Genomic DNA, 13,755 nt, shown 5'->3' on the forward strand with positions numbered 1-13,755 from the left:
ACGGCCATCACGGGGCCGGGGTCCGGCGACGGTCCTGCAGGGCAACGAGGAATTCACCGAGAGCGAACGCGGTGTCCGGCGCCGGCCGTCCGAGGGCCAGTGCGTAGGGCACGAAGCGGTCACCGGCGGGCAGTCCGGCCGGGTCGCGCAGGCGCCGGGCGAGGATGCGGCCGCGGCGGGTGCGATCCGGGAGGAACCGGGCGGCGAGCGCCAGTGCGAGCCCGGTGAGCGTGAGGATCACGCCGAGCTGCGCGTAGCCGGTGGTGAGCGCGAGGACGATCGTCAGGAACAGGCCGTAGCAGGTGATCCGGATGCCGGCCCGGCGCGCGCGGCCGGGTGGGCGGAGCCAGCCGCGGCGGATCGCGTCGGCTTCCAGGTCCTGGAGGGGGTCGTCGCCGTCGAGGACGCGGCGCTCGAAGCCGGTGAGCCGGTCGTCGGGCGGGTGGGCCGGTCCGGCGTCCGGCCCGAGGTAGCCGCGGATGGCCAGGTCGACGGCGGTGACGACCACCGGGTCCGTGCCGCGGAGCAGCGCGATGTGGCCGGGCAGGACGCCGTCCGGGGTGGCGAACGGTTCGGCGGTGAACCCGGCGGGCAGGGGCGGGCGTGGGCGGCGGGCGAGCAGGAGTGACACGGCCCCGGCGAGGAGCAGGAGCCCGAAGGCGGCCCACGCCCACGCGACGGGTGCGGTGAGGACGAACGCGCCGGCCAGGGTCTTCGCCGGCTGGACGCGGGCGTTGGCGGGCACGGTGCCGGGTGGCAGGTCGACCGCGATGTCCAGCGTCTGCCCCGGTTCCAGGCGCTGGCCGGAGAAGCGGGTGAGGCCGGTCTGGTCGTTCTGCGCGGCCGTGCAGCCGGTGCAGCGGACGCCGATCGCGATGCGCGGCGCGGCGAAACTGGCGCGGACGAGGGTGCGGGCGGTGTCCCAGCCCTCCAGGGTCCAGGTCACCTCGAGGTGGTCACCCGCGTCCCGGACGGCACCGTCCACTGTGTACCGCAGGACGGAGGTGCCGGGGTTGAGGGTGACGGTGACGGCGTCCGCGCGCCGCTCGGCCGTGCCGGAGCCCTCGATGCCGAGGTCGCGGAGGGAGTGCACGCGGTCGCGGTGGTCGCCGGCCGGCGTGCGGAGTTCGATGGTCCGGGTGGTGCGCTGCTGCACGTCGACCGCCTCGACGACCGAGAGCGAGCCGTCGGGCTGGAGCCGCATCTCGATCTCGGCGCTGTCCGGCAGCGCCGGCAGCGGCGGGGTGACCAGCAGCAGGGCGGCGCACAGCCATCGCACTCGCGCAGGTTAGCGGGCGAGCAGTCGCGCGATGGCGGCGGTGATGTCGGCGGCGAGGCGGTCGTCGACCGGGGCGTGCCTGCTGAGCAGGCGGTACCACATGGTGCCGAACGCGAAGTCGACGACGAGCGGGAGCGGGACGTTTTCGGCGAGCTGTCCCGCCTCGACGCCCTGTCGCAGGAACCGGTGCAGGACGTCGCGCCGCGGGCCGATGACCGTGCCCTGCAACCGGTCCGACAGCGCCGGGTCGTTCTGGGCGTCGGCCATCAGGCCGACCAGCGCGCGCCCGGTCGACTCGTGGGTGAGCGCGAACGTGCGGGCGAGGATCCGCTCGATGTCGCGCAGGGCGTCGCCGGTGTCCTCGTCGAGCCGCGGTTCGCGTTCGCGGAGGTCGATGAGGGCGTCCAGCAGCACCTGCGCCTTGTCCGGCCACCAGCGGTAGACGGTCTGCCGCCCGACACCGGCCTCGTCGGCGATCGCCTTGATCGTGACCTGCGGGTAGCCGTCGCGGTGGCAGATGCGCAGCGCGGTGTCCAGGATCGCGCGCCGGGCCTCTTCGCTGCGGGGGCGTCCTCTCATGCGGGGCACTTTACAAGACACCGTGACTCGAATATGTTTTCAGTACACAGTGTCTCGAAATTGGAGGAGAGATCGTGACCGAACGAGTCGTGATCCTGGGTGGCACCTCGGGCATCGGGCTGGCGACCGCCCACCGCATGGCCGACAGCGGCCGGGAGGTGATCGTGACCGGGCGCGACGCCGGGAAGCTCGACGCCGCGCTGGCGAAGCTGGGCGACGCGCGGGGCGAGATTGTCGACGCGCGGGACTACGAGGCGCTGCAGTCGTTCTTCGCGTCGACCGGGCCGGTGGACCACCTGGTCGTCACAGTGACCGGGGCGCCGGGGACGACGGCCTTCCCCGACCTGACGATGGACGGCCTGCGCGAGGGCGTCGAGGGGAAGCTGGTGCCGCACACCGCCGCGGCGCGAGCGGCGCTGCCGGTGCTGCGGGGTTCGCTGACGTTCGTGACGGCGGCGTCGGCCGGAGCGGCGATGCCCGGGACGGCCGCGCTGGCCGCGGTGAACGCCGGGATCGAAGCGATGGTGCCGGTGCTGGCGGTGGAACTGGCGCCGGTACGGGTCAACGCGGTGTCGCCGGGTGTGATCGACACGGCCTGGTGGGATTTCCTGGACGCGGACGCCAAGGCGGAGACCTTCACGGCCATCGCGGCCGGGCTGCCGGCGCGCCGGGTGGGCACGCCGGACGACATCGCCTCGGCGATCGCGTTCCTGACGGACAACACCTACACGACCGGAGTGGTCCTCCGGGTGGATGGCGGCGGACGGCTGGCGTCGGCGGCCTGATCCGGGAGCGCGACGGTCGCCGCGGCGGTGGAATCGCCTGGCGCCTGCGGTGGCGGGACTGCCGTTGCCCCTGTGGGTTGGCGGCAGCTCGCGAAACCCGGCTTGATCCGGGATCACCGCGCGAATCGCCGCGGCAGCGGCGGGAGCGCGTGCCAGCGGCGGGAGCGCGTGCCAGCGGCGGGAGCGCGTGGCAGCGGCGGGAGCGCGTGGCAGCGGCGGCTGTGCCGGCAGCCCGATCCGGCCGGCGATCAGCTCGGCGGAGCGAACCCCCGCGGTGGCGTCGGCTCCCCCGGCTCCGCTGTCGGCGGCGGGGCCACCGGCGCAGCGGCGACCGGCGCACCCGGCGCACCCACCTGGGGTGCGCCCACCTGCCGCGCTGGCGCCTGTGGCGCCCCCACCTCCGGCGGGGGTGCCACCACCGGCGGCGCCACCACTTGCTGTGCCCCCACCTCCCGCGCGGGTGCCACCACCGGCGGCGAGGGTGGCACCACCGGCGACGCGCCCGCCTGCTGCGCCCCCATCTGCTGCGCCGCCATCTGCTGCGCCCCCACCGGCGTGCCCACGTATCCCCCGGCCCGGCGCCGCCGCTCGGCCAGTACCGCTTGCAGGTACGCCCACGGCGGCACGCCCCACGGGGGCGGCGCGCCGATGCGAGCCGCGACGTCCTGCACCAGCTGGTGGCCCAACGGGTCCCGCGCGCGGTCGCTCAGCTCGGCGTACCGCGCCAGGTACTGCCGCGCCATCAGGGCCAGCTCGTCGCTCAGCCCGGTCAGGTCGAGCTGCGCCGCCCAGCCCGCCAGCGCCGGCGGCATCGTGATGTGCGGCGCGACCGTCCGCGGCGCCCGCTCCCTGATCACCACCGTGCCGGCCAGGTAGTCGCCGACCCGCTTGGACCGCGGCGAGAACAGCGACACGAACAACGCGACCGCGCTCCACGCCAGCACCGGTCCGAAGTCGACGATCGCGCCGGCCAGCGCGCGCGTCAGGGCCTGCCGGAAGCGGACCGGGCCGCCGTCGTCGCGCACCACGCGCAGCCCCATCGCCATCTTGCCGAGCGTGATCCCCCGGCCGAGCGTCTCGAACAGCACCGAGTACCCGACCCGCACCAGCACGAAGAAACTGAGCGCCAGCGCGGCCAGCAACGCCTCGTCGGTCACCCCGGACACGGTGAGCGCCAGCATGAACAGCAGGAGCGCCCCGGCCTGGACCGCGACGTCGATCGCGAACGCCGCGGCCCGGCTGGCGACCTGCGCTATCGGCAGCTCCAGCACGACGGCCTCGCCGGTCACCAGATCGGGTTCGCCTGTCACCGCCCCACTGTAATCTGCCCCCATGGACGTGGACCTGTTCGTCGCGGCCCACCGCGCCGAATGGGCCCGGCTGGACCAACTGCTGGCCACCCGCAGGCTGACCGGTCCGGAGGCCGACGAGCTGGTCACCCTGTACCAGCGGGCCGCGACGCACCTGTCCGTGGTGCGGTCGTCGGCGCCGGACCCGGCGCTGCTGTCCTGGCTGTCGTCGCTGGTCACGCGTGCCCGCTCGGCCGTCACCGGCTCGCACAACCCAGCCTGGCGGGAGGTCGGGCTGTTCTTCGCGCAGCGCTTCCCGGCCGCGGTCTACACGACGGTCCGGTGGTGGCTGCCCGCCGCGCTGGTGTCGGTACTCGTGGGCGGGCTGATCGGGGCGTGGATCGCGGGCGACCCGCAGGTGCAGGCGAGCATCGCCGCGCCGGAGGACATCCGGGCGCTCACCGAACCGGGCGGGCAGTTCGAGACCTACTACTCCAGCAACCCGGCCGCCTCGTTCGCCGCGCAGGTGTGGACGAACAACGCCTGGGTCGCGGCGACCTGCCTGTTCTTCGGGGTGCTGCTGGGGATCCCGGTGCTGGTCGCGTTGTGGCAGAACGTGCTCAACGTCGGCCTGTCGGCCGGGTTCATGGCGGCGGCCGGGCGGCTGGACGTCTTCTTCGGCCTGATCACCCCGCACGGGCTGCTGGAGCTGACCGCGGTGTTCGTCGCGGCGGGCACCGGGCTCCGTCTCGGGTGGACGGTCATCAACCCCGGTCGGCGGTCCCGAGCGGCGGCGCTCGCGCAGGAAGGCCGGGCGGCGGCGGGGATGGCGCTGGGGCTGGCGTGCGTGCTGCTGGTGTCGGGCGTGATCGAGGCGTTCGTGACGCCGTCCGGGTTGCCGACGTGGGCGCGGATCGCGATCGGGGTGGCCGCCGAGGTGCTGTTCCTGGTGTATGTGTTCGTGCTGGGGCGGCGGGCCGTGCGGGCCGGGGTCACCGGGGACGTGGACTCCCGGCACCGCGGTGACCTGCTGCCCGAGGCCGGCTGACACGCCGCTGCCCGGGATTGTCGGTGGCCGGCTCTATGGTGATGGGCATGCGGCTGGAGCTTTCCGATGACACGTACGCGCAGGTGACGGCCCTCGCCGAGGCGGCGGGGCAGTCCGTGGGCGAGTGGGTCCGGGCTGCCGTGGAGCGCGAGGCGTACCGGCAGCTGTGCGAGCAGCAGGCGCGGTGGAACGCCGAGCACCCCGAGCAGGTGCGCGCCGCCGCGGACGACTGGCGTGCCCGTGGCTCTTCGGCCGCGTAGAGGACAGATCTGGGCGGTCTCCGGCGGCTCGCGGCGGGTGCTGGTCTTCTCGGGCAACATGCTGAACGACATCGACGACGAGCACGTGGTGACGATGGAGGTCATCGAGCACGCCGTGCCGCTCAGCGTGGCCACCGGCGCGGGCGGCTGGGTGCGGTACACGTGGCTGGACCACGTGCCGAAAGAGTCGCTGACGCGGCAGCTCGGCGAGGTGCCGGAGGAGCTCATGCAGCGGCTGAGCACGCGCCTGTTCATGGTGATCGCGACCGACTGACGTCGCCGGCCGGCTCTCGCGCCTGGCGGTGGAACTTGCGCGGCTGAGCGAGCGTGGGATTCACGGTGAGCGCGATGCGGCGGGCGCGAGGCCGTGGGTGCCGGCGCCGGCGCGTAGCCGGCGGGTGCGAGGTCTGCGATCCCGGGGGCGCTTTCTGCGCTCGCGGACGCGAGTCCCGCGTTTACCGGCGCGAGGCCGGCGAGTGCGGGTGCGAGGCCGGCGGCCGCGAGGCGGGATCGGCGGGGGTGCGGCCCTACAACCGGCCCGCGGCCTTCAGCGCCAGGTACCGGTCCGCGAGCGCGGGAGCCAGCTCGTCCGGCACCGCGTCCACCACCTCGACCCCGCGCTGCGCCAGCAAACCAGTCACGTGGCGACGCTCCGCCAGCGTCCGTTCAGCGGCCGCCGCTTCGTAGACCGCTTCCGCGTCGCCGCGGGCGCGGGCCATCGCGGCGACCCGGGGGTCCGCCACGCCCGCCACCAGCAACTGGTGCCGCCCCACCACGGACGGCAGCACCGGCAACAGGCCCTCCTCCAGCGGCGCCGCGTCCAGGCCGGTCAGCAGCACCACCAGCGACCGCCGCCGGACGCGGCGCAGCACCTCGGCCACCATGCCGCGCGCGTCGGTCTCCACCAGGCTCGCCTCGAGTGGCGCCATCGCGTTCACCAGTCCCGGCAGCAACTCCCCCGCCGCCAGCCCGCGCACGTCCGCCCGCACCTGCCGGTCGTAGGCGAGGAAATCCACCCGGTCCCCCGCCCGCGAAGCCAGCACCGCCAGCAACAGCGCGGCGTCCATCGCGGCGTCGAGGCGTGGCGCGTCCCCGACCCGGCCCGCCGACGTCCGCCCGGTGTCCAGCACCAGCAGCACCCGCCGGTCCCGCTCGGGACGCCACGTCCGCACCATCACATCCGCCGCCCGCGCCGACGCGCGCCAGTCGATCGACCGCACGTCGTCGCCGATCACGTACTCCCGCAGCGAGTCGAACTCCGTGCCCTCGCCGCGCACCAGCGCCGCCTGCCGCCCGTCGAGCTGCTGCAGCCGCGCCAGCCGCGACGGCAGGTGCCTGCGGCTGCGGAACGGCGGCAGCACCCGGACACTGCCCGGCACCCGGTGCGAACCCTGCCGCCCGGCCAGCCCGAGCGGTCCCAGCGCGCGCACGGTCACCCGCGCCGAGGACCGGTCGCCGCGCCGAACCGGCGTCATCCGCACCACGACCGACCGCCGCTCCCCCGGCGGCACCGCGATCCGGAACCGGTCCTGCTCCACACCCGCGCTCGGCGGCCACGCGTCCCGCAGCAACCCACGCAGCGCACGGGAACCGGGGTTGGTCACCGACAGCGTCACCTCGACCGGCTCGCCGAGCCGCACCGACGTCGCCCCGGACCGCGCGAACACCAGCCGCCGCACGGACGCCGCGAGCAGCAGGTCCACGGCCACCAGCAACGCGATCACGCCGAGCACCGCGAGCACACCGGTCCACGACGGCGCCCCGAGCGCCACCACGACGATGCCCCCGAGCGCCAGCAGGCCGGCCCGGCCGGTGATCGCCATGTCAGCGCGGGACGGGGACGGTGGCCAGCACGCGCTCGATCACGCCGTCCGCGGTCGCGCCCTCCAGCTCGGCCTCCGGCCGCAGGTCCAGCCGGTGCCGCAGCGCGGGCCGCGCAAGCGCTTTCACGTCGTCCGGCGTCGCGAACCCGCGGCCGGACAGCCAGGCCCACGCCCGCGTCGCGGCGAGCAGCGCCGTGGCGCCACGCGGGGACACGCCGATCCGCACCGACGGCATCGCGCGCGTCGCCCGGCACAGGTCGACGATGTAGCCGAGCACCTCCGGCCCGACCGTCACCCCGGCGACCGCGGCTCGCGCGACGGCGAGCTGCTCCGCACCCGCGACCGGCCGCACCCCGGCGGCGGACAGGTCACGCGGGTCGAACCCCTGCGCGTGCCTGGCCAGCACGCCGATCTCGTCCTCGCGCGTCGGCAGCGGCACGGTGAGCTTGAGCAGGAACCGGTCCAGCTGCGCCTCCGGCAGCGGGTAGGTGCCCTCGTACTCCACCGGGTTCTGGGTGGCGATGACGGTGAACGGGTCCGGCAGCGGTCGCGGCCGCCCGTCGACCGACACCTGCCGCTCCTCCATCGCCTCCAGCAGCGCGGACTGGGTCTTCGGCGGGGTGCGGTTGATCTCGTCGGCGAGCAGCAGGTTCGTGAACACCGGCCCCTCGCGGAAGGAGAACTCGGCCGAGCGCGAGTCGTAGACGATCGAGCCGGTGACGTCGCCCGGCATCAGGTCGGGCGTGAACTGGATGCGCGTGGTGTCCAGGTCCAGCGCGGTCGCCAGGGCCCGCACCAGCAGCGTCTTCGCCACCCCCGGCACGCCCTCGACGAGCACGTGCCCGCGGCACAGCAGCGCGATGATGAGCCCGGTGACCGCGGCGTCGTTGCCGACCACCGCCTTCCCGACCTCGGCGCGCAACGCGACCAACGCGTTCCGGGCGTCCGAAGTGGTGTCCGTGCTGGTCAACTGATCTCCCTCTCGATGCGGTCCAGCTCGTCGGCGAGGCGGACCAGACCGGCGTCGTCCCCCGGCGCCGGACCGTACAGAAGCTCCCCGGCGGCCGCGGCGGGCCGTCCGGTGCGGGCCGCGACCGCGGCGACGACGGCCGCCGGTTCCGCGCCCGCGCCGAGGCCGAGCAGCGGGCGCACGCGGTCGATCGCCGCCTGCCGCAGCGTAGCCGCGGCGTGGCCGGCCGCACCGGCGCGGCGGTAGAGCCGGGCGCGGCCCTCGGTGGTTTCGGCGGCGCGGACGACGACCGGCAGCCGTTCCGCCACGACCGGCCCGAGCCGCCGGGCGCGCCACAGCGCGAACAGCACCGCGGCCACGCCGAGCTGGACCGCGCCGAACAGCCACGGGCGCGGAATGAGGTCGGTGAACGACCGTGCCACGATCCCGGCGCCCGCGTCACCCGGCGTCGGCACGTACCAGACCAGCGTCGCGTGTCGGCCGAGCAGGCGCATGGTCAGCGCCGCGTCGCCGGCCTCATCGAGCCGGTCGTTGGTCATCGGCGCGCCGCCGCCCAGGATCGTGGTGGTGCCGCGGTCGCCGGGCAGCTGCAGCAGCGTGCCGTCGTAGCAGCCGCGGGCCCGGCCGTGCGCCTCGTAGGTGAAACCGTCCAGCACGGCGTTGCCCGCGGCGACCGCGCCGGCCACCGTGCACCCCGGCTCGCGCGCGGCGGGCTCGACCTCACCGTTGACGACCACGCCGGGCGCCAGGATGTCGAGCACCGGATCGTCGGGGCCGACCAGCACCGCGTCCGTGGCGCGGGACCGCAGCGCGGCGAGCCGGCCCGGTTCGACGCGGCCGGGGGCGGTCACGAGCAGGGTAGCGTCGCCCCGCAGCGCCGCTTCGGCCTCGGCGTAGGTCCGCGCGGGGACGATCCGCACACCCTCCCGTTCGAGCAGCCGCGCCAGCGCGCGCGAGCCGCCGGGGGCGGCCGAGTCCGGGTCGAGCGACCCGCGCTGCTCGCCTGCCGAACTCAGCAGCACGATCACCGCGCCGATGAGCACGATCACCGCGATCACCAGGGGCGCGCGAGCCGCCCGCCAGATCCGGCGGGAGTCGGGGGACACGCTGGTCACGCCGGCACCTCAGGACGGGTCCGGCGGACCAGCTCGTCGAGCTCGGCCAGGTGCCGGTAGCCCTCGGCGGTGGCCGGGCGGCCGCCGTAGTGCACGGCGTCGAACAGCTCCGCGCCCTGCCGCAGCGCGTCGCGGGCGGACGGCAGTGGACCGGCCGCCTCGCGGGCCGCCTCGTCCGCGGTGCGCCCGGCCCGTTCGTCGAGCACGCCGCGCTCTTCCAGCGTCCGGACCACGGCGCGGAACCGCTCGCGGACCGCCGTGTCCAGGTCGCCCGCCGCGAAGGCCCGCTCGGCCGCGTCGCGGTAGTCCTGCGCGGTGCGCGACCGGTCCGCGAAGACCACGGCGGGCCGTCGCGCGGACCGGGCGAGCGGCCCGACCCGCAGCCGCACCACCACGATCACCAGCACCAGCACCGCGATCAGCACGAGCACGCCGAAGCCGCCGCCGGGCACCAGACCCGACGCGCTGGTGAACAGGTCGGATATGCGTTCGGCGAGCCACCCGATCGCCCGGTCGAACCAGCTCGGCTGCGCCAGGGCGTAGGCGGGGTCGGACAGCTCGGCCTCGGCGGCGCGGCGCGCGTCGTCGGCGTCGACGACGACCGGGACGTCGGCGAGCCGGATCAAGCGGTGCCCGCCGCCCGCGCCAGCTGGAGGTCCATGCCCTCCTTGCGCATGCGCTGGTCGATGTAGAGCAGGGCGGTGGTGTTCGCGACGAACGGCTGCACGATCGTCTGGGCGATCACCTGTCCGACCGCGACGAGCAGCAGGGCGCCCCAGCCGGCCGGGACGGCCTCACCGGTGAGCACGTCGGTGCCGCCGGCGCCGAGGCTGAACGGGATGTCCACGAGGTACTGCAGCACGGTCGCGATCACGCCGGCCAGCAGCAGGATGCCGAAGCACCGCCACCACGAGCCGGACACCAGCTGCCGGGACCGGGACAGCGCCTGCCCGACCTTCGCGCGCTCCAGCACCAGCGCGGGCGTGGTGAGGCCGAAAAGCGTGTAGAGCCAGATGCCCGGGATCAGGCACAGCACCGAACCGGCGGCGACCAGCAGGACGTAGACGATCGTGGCGCCGAGCAGCGGCAGGAACCGGGGCTTCGCCTCGGCCATCGCCTCCGCGAAGGTCACCGGCTTGCCCAGCACCGCCTTGCCGATGACCACGGTCAGGAAACCGGACAGGAAGGTCTGGGTGAGCACGGTGATGATCACCGCGACGCCGGTGATCAGCGCCGTGTCGCCGAGCACGTCCAGCGCCGCGTCCTGGATCTGCTGGTCGGTGGCGGCCGGGCCGAGGTTCTGCAGCGTCTGGACGTCCGGCAGCAGGTAGCGGCTGGCCAGCAGCTGCAGCACCGCGCCGATCACCGCGACGACCGCCGACGAGCCGAACACCAGCGCCGGGTGGCGGCGCATGGTCGTGATGGCGCCATCGAGGATCTCGCCGACCGTCAGCGGGCGCAGCGGGATCACGCCGGGCTTGCCGTAGCCGGGGCGCGGTCCCCAGCCCTGCTGCTGGTAGGGCGCGCCCGGCGGGGGCGGCGCGGGCGGCATCGGGTTGCCGGCGGGAGGCGTCGGGTCTTCGGGCCGGTCCTTGGGATCGGGGCCGGTCCAGCCTCCGGTGTCGCTCATCGGGTGTTCTCCAACTCGCTGCGGGTCGCTTCGCCGCCCACTCTCGCAGAGCGGTCCGGCACCGGCCACGGGTGGCACGCGGCCGCCGCCGAGTCGTGATCTCACTCGCGCGGCACGCGCGCTGACTATGCTGGCGCCCGATGACGCCTCCGCCGCAGCGCCCACGGGAACCGTTGCCGCCGCCCTCCTCCGCGGCGCGGCACCGGGCACAGCGTCGTTCCTCGCGACCGGTCACCGCGTTCGTGCTGAGCGCGGTCGCGGTGCTGCTGGCCGGGCTGGTGGTGTTCATCGCGGTCGGCAACGGCACGGACCCGTCGTCGCCGACCGTGGCGGCGCCGACGACCACCGCGGTGAGCGGCGGCAACGCGGCGGGCGCGGCGACCGGCTCGGTGGACGGCGAGAAGATCCTGGAGCTGGCGAACCACCCGATCCTGCGCAACCCGGACGACGGCCTGCAGAACTTCGCCTGCGAGCTGCCCGAGTGGCACAGCGACCAGGCCTCGGCCGAAGCCTTTTTCACCGCCGCCGACCAGTGCCTCAACGAGGCGTGGGGCCAGTTCCTGGAGCGGTACAACCTGCCGTTCACGCCGCCGAACCTGCACTTCCCGACCGGCACCCACTTCACCACCGCGTGCGGCACGATCGCGGTGAGCGTGGCGACGGCGGCCTACTACTGCGACGACAACCTGTACGTGCCGTTCCGCGGGCTGCAGACCGACCAGTACGGCGACAACCCAGGGGTTTACCTGGCGCTGTTCGCGCACGAGTACGGCCACCACGTGCAGGAGGTCGCCGGGATCATGGACGCGGTGTGGCAGCAGATCTACGCCGTCGGGCAGAACACCCCGGCAGGCCTGGAGCTGTCGCGGCGCAAGGAGCTGCAGGCGCAGTGCTTCTCCGGGATGTTCCTGGGCGCCGTGGTCGACCGGGGCGGCTCGGTGACGCGCGACATGTATGCCAAGGCCTGGCGGGACCAGGACACCCGCGGTGACAACACCTCGGGCAGCTCCGACCACGGCAGCAACGCGCACTACGCGCAGTGGTGGCGGACGGGCGCGCAGTTCAACCGGATCGCGAAGTGCAACACGTTCGCGGCACCGGCGTCCGAGGTGAGCTGACGCGCCCGGCGGCCGCGCTTCGCGCACGGCGCCTCGACGAGAGGCGTCGCCCAGCGCGGCGGCCGAGGAGGGTGACGCGAAACGAGATGTCGACCGGGCTTTGGGAAGCGGCGGTTCGCGTTGTTGCACGCGCCCGCGGATTCTGGCACTCCCGCCCAACTCCCTGAGGTCTGCCGGCGCTCGACATCGCACCCGCGTCCGAGGTCAGCTAACACGCCTGGTGACGCGCAACCGGTCCGAAGTCAGCCCCCGCGAAGCGACCTCGCCCGACACCCCCGGGATCAGCTGACCGTCGCTGCCCGCCGGGGGCCGCGGTGGACCAGGAACGCGTACGTGCCTCCGCCGAGGCAGCTGAGCGCCAGCAGCGCCAGCCCGATCGGGCGGCGCAGGTCGTCGTGGCCGGTGACGACGTCGGCCAGGTGCACCTGGATGTCCCCGTCCCCCACCGAGGCAGGCACGGTGACGTCGACGCGGTCGTTCTGGTCGTGCCCGCACGCGTCCAGGGTCCCGGTGCGCACCTGCCCGCCGATCGTGATCTCCACCGCCTCCTGCGGGTTCGGCTCGGAGCACTCGGCGCCCTTGGTGACCGTGGCCTGCGCGACCGTGCCCTGCGCGGCGGCCGCGGTGCCCAGCATCCCCGGCCCCGCCCACCACACGGCGGTCACGATGGCGATGCCGACCAGCACGGCGACGGCGAGGGTGTTCCAGCGCAGCACGATCCCCATGCTTCCAGAAGCGCCGGGTGAAGCACAGCCGCCGACGGGCTGCCGAGATCTATCACTCAACCCGGTCGGCCGGGGTCACTTTCTTCACGTAGAGCAACCGGTCCCCGGGTTCGATGGCGTCCACGGCGGCCGCATCCACCCGGTACAGCTCCCCGTCGCGCACCACGCCGAGCACGATGTCCGGCAGGTGCCGCGGCGAGCCGCCCTCCTCGGACTTCTCCGCGGGGCGCTCGGCGATCGCCAGCCCCGACTCGGGCGTGAGCAGGTCCTCGAACATGTCCACGACGACCGGCGTCGACGTCGCCATGCCGAGCAGCCGTCCCGCGGTCTCGCTCGACACCACCACCTGGTTCGCGCCGGACTGCTTGAGCAGGTGGACGTTCTCCGCCTCCCGCACCGAGACCACGATGTGCGCCTTGGGGGCCAGCTCCCGCGCGGTGAGCGTGGCCAGCACCGCCGAGTCGTCCCGGTCCGCGGCGACGACGACCGCGCGCGCCCGCTGCACGGCCGCCACCCGCAGCACGTCCGACCGGGTGGCCGACCCGTGCACGGTGACCAGGCCGAGCGCGGCGGCCGCGTCCAGCGCCTGCTGGTCGGTGTCCACCACGACGATCTTGTTGGGCTCGATCGCCTCGTCCCCGAGCAGGGTCTTGACCGCGGCCCGGCCCTTGGTCCCGAACCCGACGACCACCACGTGGTCCCGCACCTTGGTCCTCCACTTCTGGATCCGGAACGCCTGCCGCGACCGCTCGGTCAGCACCTCGAGCGTGGTGCCGACCAGGACGATGAGGAACAGCACCCGCAGCGGCGTGATCACCAGCACGTTGATCAGCCGGGCCGAGTTCGTGACCGGGGTGATGTCACCGTAGCCGGTGGTCGACAGCGACACCGTGGCGTAGTAGAACGCGTCGAGCAGCGACAGGCCGTCCTCGTTGACGTCCCGGTAGCCGTCCCGCCCCAGGTAGACGATGAACACCGCGGCGACCAGCGCCAGCAGTGCACCGAGGATCCGTCTGCCGATCGACCGGATCGGGCTGAGGGCCGGCTCCGGCATCCGGACGACGCCGACGAGCGAGTGGTCCGGTTCGTCCGCGACACGCACCCGCGGATCGTAAGCGATCATGTGAGGCCTCG

Annotated in this window: 15 protein-coding genes; 5 read left to right on the forward strand and 10 right to left on the reverse strand. The window is 74.4% G+C overall.

Annotated elements, in window-relative coordinates:
• Positions 1 to 7 precede the first annotated feature (7 nt).
• The gene (locus L2C96_RS22765; protein ID WP_237337673.1) at positions 8 to 1,279 is read right to left on the reverse strand and encodes a DUF2207 domain-containing protein; all 1,272 of its coding nucleotides are present in this window, start codon (positions 1,277 to 1,279) and stop codon (positions 8 to 10) included.
• Positions 1,280 to 1,288: 9 nt separating this feature from the next.
• Positions 1,289 to 1,858 (reverse strand): TetR/AcrR family transcriptional regulator, encoded by a 570-nt coding sequence (locus tag L2C96_RS22770; RefSeq protein WP_020419747.1) that lies wholly within the window; start codon positions 1,856 to 1,858, stop codon positions 1,289 to 1,291.
• Positions 1,859 to 1,932: 74 nt separating this feature from the next.
• Between L2C96_RS22770 and L2C96_RS22775 the strand changes: the two genes are divergently transcribed.
• On the forward strand, positions 1,933 to 2,643 hold the full coding sequence (locus L2C96_RS22775; RefSeq protein ID WP_020419748.1) for an SDR family oxidoreductase: 711 nt from the start codon (positions 1,933 to 1,935) through the stop codon (positions 2,641 to 2,643).
• Positions 2,644 to 2,891: 248 nt separating this feature from the next.
• Here the strand turns inward: L2C96_RS22775 and L2C96_RS44610 are convergent, their stop codons facing one another.
• Positions 2,892 to 3,953 (reverse strand): RDD family protein, encoded by a 1,062-nt coding sequence (locus L2C96_RS44610; RefSeq protein ID WP_308191175.1) that lies wholly within the window; start codon positions 3,951 to 3,953, stop codon positions 2,892 to 2,894.
• A gap of 22 nt (positions 3,954 to 3,975) precedes the next feature.
• Between L2C96_RS44610 and L2C96_RS22785 the strand changes: the two genes are divergently transcribed.
• The 3 genes from L2C96_RS22785 to L2C96_RS22795 are packed head-to-tail and all read left to right on the forward strand — an operon-like array spanning position 3,976 to position 5,514.
• Positions 3,976 to 4,980: a stage II sporulation protein M gene (locus tag L2C96_RS22785; protein WP_237337674.1), complete on the forward strand. Its 1,005-nt coding sequence runs from the start codon at positions 3,976 to 3,978 to the stop codon at positions 4,978 to 4,980.
• A 47-nt stretch (positions 4,981 to 5,027) separates the two neighbouring features.
• Positions 5,028 to 5,240, forward strand: a complete 213-nt coding sequence (locus L2C96_RS22790; protein ID WP_157360654.1) for a ribbon-helix-helix protein, CopG family — start codon at positions 5,028 to 5,030, stop codon at positions 5,238 to 5,240.
• Positions 5,215 to 5,514 (forward strand): hypothetical protein, encoded by a 300-nt coding sequence (locus L2C96_RS22795; RefSeq protein ID WP_228684924.1) that lies wholly within the window; start codon positions 5,215 to 5,217, stop codon positions 5,512 to 5,514. The genes L2C96_RS22790 and L2C96_RS22795 overlap by 26 nt, the downstream gene beginning before the upstream one ends.
• A gap of 253 nt (positions 5,515 to 5,767) precedes the next feature.
• Here the strand turns inward: L2C96_RS22795 and L2C96_RS22800 are convergent, their stop codons facing one another.
• Genes L2C96_RS22800 through L2C96_RS22820 form a run of 5 tightly spaced genes read right to left on the reverse strand, consistent with a single transcriptional unit; the run spans position 5,768 to position 10,778 of the window.
• Positions 5,768 to 7,063: a DUF58 domain-containing protein gene (locus L2C96_RS22800; protein ID WP_237337675.1), complete on the reverse strand. Its 1,296-nt coding sequence runs from the start codon at positions 7,061 to 7,063 to the stop codon at positions 5,768 to 5,770.
• A 1-nt stretch (position 7,064) separates the two neighbouring features.
• Positions 7,065 to 8,033, reverse strand: coding sequence for an AAA family ATPase (locus tag L2C96_RS22805; protein WP_027936125.1), 969 nt, complete (start codon positions 8,031 to 8,033; stop codon positions 7,065 to 7,067).
• Positions 8,030 to 9,148 carry a DUF4350 domain-containing protein gene (locus tag L2C96_RS22810; RefSeq protein WP_237337676.1) on the reverse strand — a complete coding sequence of 373 codons (1,119 nt, stop codon included), beginning with the start codon at positions 9,146 to 9,148 and terminating at the stop codon, positions 8,030 to 8,032. Before L2C96_RS22810 ends, L2C96_RS22805 begins: the two co-directional genes overlap by 4 nt.
• A complete protein-coding gene (locus L2C96_RS22815; protein ID WP_237337677.1) occupies positions 9,145 to 9,774 on the reverse strand; it encodes a DUF4129 domain-containing protein in 630 nt (209 codons plus the stop codon). The genes L2C96_RS22810 and L2C96_RS22815 overlap by 4 nt, the downstream gene beginning before the upstream one ends.
• On the reverse strand, positions 9,771 to 10,778 hold the full coding sequence (locus L2C96_RS22820) for a hypothetical protein (protein ID WP_020419756.1): 1,008 nt from the start codon (positions 10,776 to 10,778) through the stop codon (positions 9,771 to 9,773). The genes L2C96_RS22815 and L2C96_RS22820 overlap by 4 nt, the downstream gene beginning before the upstream one ends.
• Before the next feature lie 242 nt (positions 10,779 to 11,020).
• Between L2C96_RS22820 and L2C96_RS22825 the strand changes: the two genes are divergently transcribed.
• Positions 11,021 to 11,896 (forward strand): neutral zinc metallopeptidase, encoded by an 876-nt coding sequence (locus tag L2C96_RS22825; protein ID WP_237337701.1) that lies wholly within the window; start codon positions 11,021 to 11,023, stop codon positions 11,894 to 11,896.
• 281 nt (positions 11,897 to 12,177) lie between these two features.
• On the opposite strand, the gene L2C96_RS22830 is transcribed toward L2C96_RS22825, so the two are convergent.
• Together L2C96_RS22830 and L2C96_RS22835 are read right to left on the reverse strand one after the other, a co-directional pair.
• Positions 12,178 to 12,621, reverse strand: coding sequence for a hypothetical protein (locus L2C96_RS22830; RefSeq protein WP_237337678.1), 444 nt, complete (start codon positions 12,619 to 12,621; stop codon positions 12,178 to 12,180).
• A 52-nt stretch (positions 12,622 to 12,673) separates the two neighbouring features.
• The gene (locus tag L2C96_RS22835) at positions 12,674 to 13,744 is read right to left on the reverse strand and encodes a potassium channel family protein (RefSeq protein ID WP_020419759.1); all 1,071 of its coding nucleotides are present in this window, start codon (positions 13,742 to 13,744) and stop codon (positions 12,674 to 12,676) included.
• Between the last annotated feature and the right edge of the window lie 11 nt (positions 13,745 to 13,755).

It is taken from the genome of Amycolatopsis tucumanensis, assembly GCF_021654135.1.
Lineage (GTDB): Bacteria > Actinomycetota > Actinomycetes > Mycobacteriales > Pseudonocardiaceae > Amycolatopsis_E > Amycolatopsis_E tucumanensis.

Excerpts from the sequence above, each read along its gene's own strand:
- L2C96_RS22790 (WP_157360654.1), top strand. The coding sequence starts at position 5,028 with ATGCGGCTGGAGCTTTCCGATGACACGTACGCGCAGGTGACGGCCCTC.
- L2C96_RS22830 (WP_237337678.1), bottom strand. The coding sequence starts at position 12,621 with ATGGGGATCGTGCTGCGCTGGAACACCCTCGCCGTCGCCGTGCTGGTC.
- L2C96_RS22835 (WP_020419759.1), bottom strand. The coding sequence starts at position 13,744 with ATGATCGCTTACGATCCGCGGGTGCGTGTCGCGGACGAACCGGACCAC.
- L2C96_RS22800 (WP_237337675.1), bottom strand. The coding sequence starts at position 7,063 with ATGGCGATCACCGGCCGGGCCGGCCTGCTGGCGCTCGGGGGCATCGTC.
- L2C96_RS22785 (WP_237337674.1), top strand. The coding sequence starts at position 3,976 with ATGGACGTGGACCTGTTCGTCGCGGCCCACCGCGCCGAATGGGCCCGG.
- L2C96_RS22770 (WP_020419747.1), bottom strand. The coding sequence starts at position 1,858 with ATGAGAGGACGCCCCCGCAGCGAAGAGGCCCGGCGCGCGATCCTGGAC.
- L2C96_RS22820 (WP_020419756.1), bottom strand. The coding sequence starts at position 10,778 with ATGAGCGACACCGGAGGCTGGACCGGCCCCGATCCCAAGGACCGGCCC.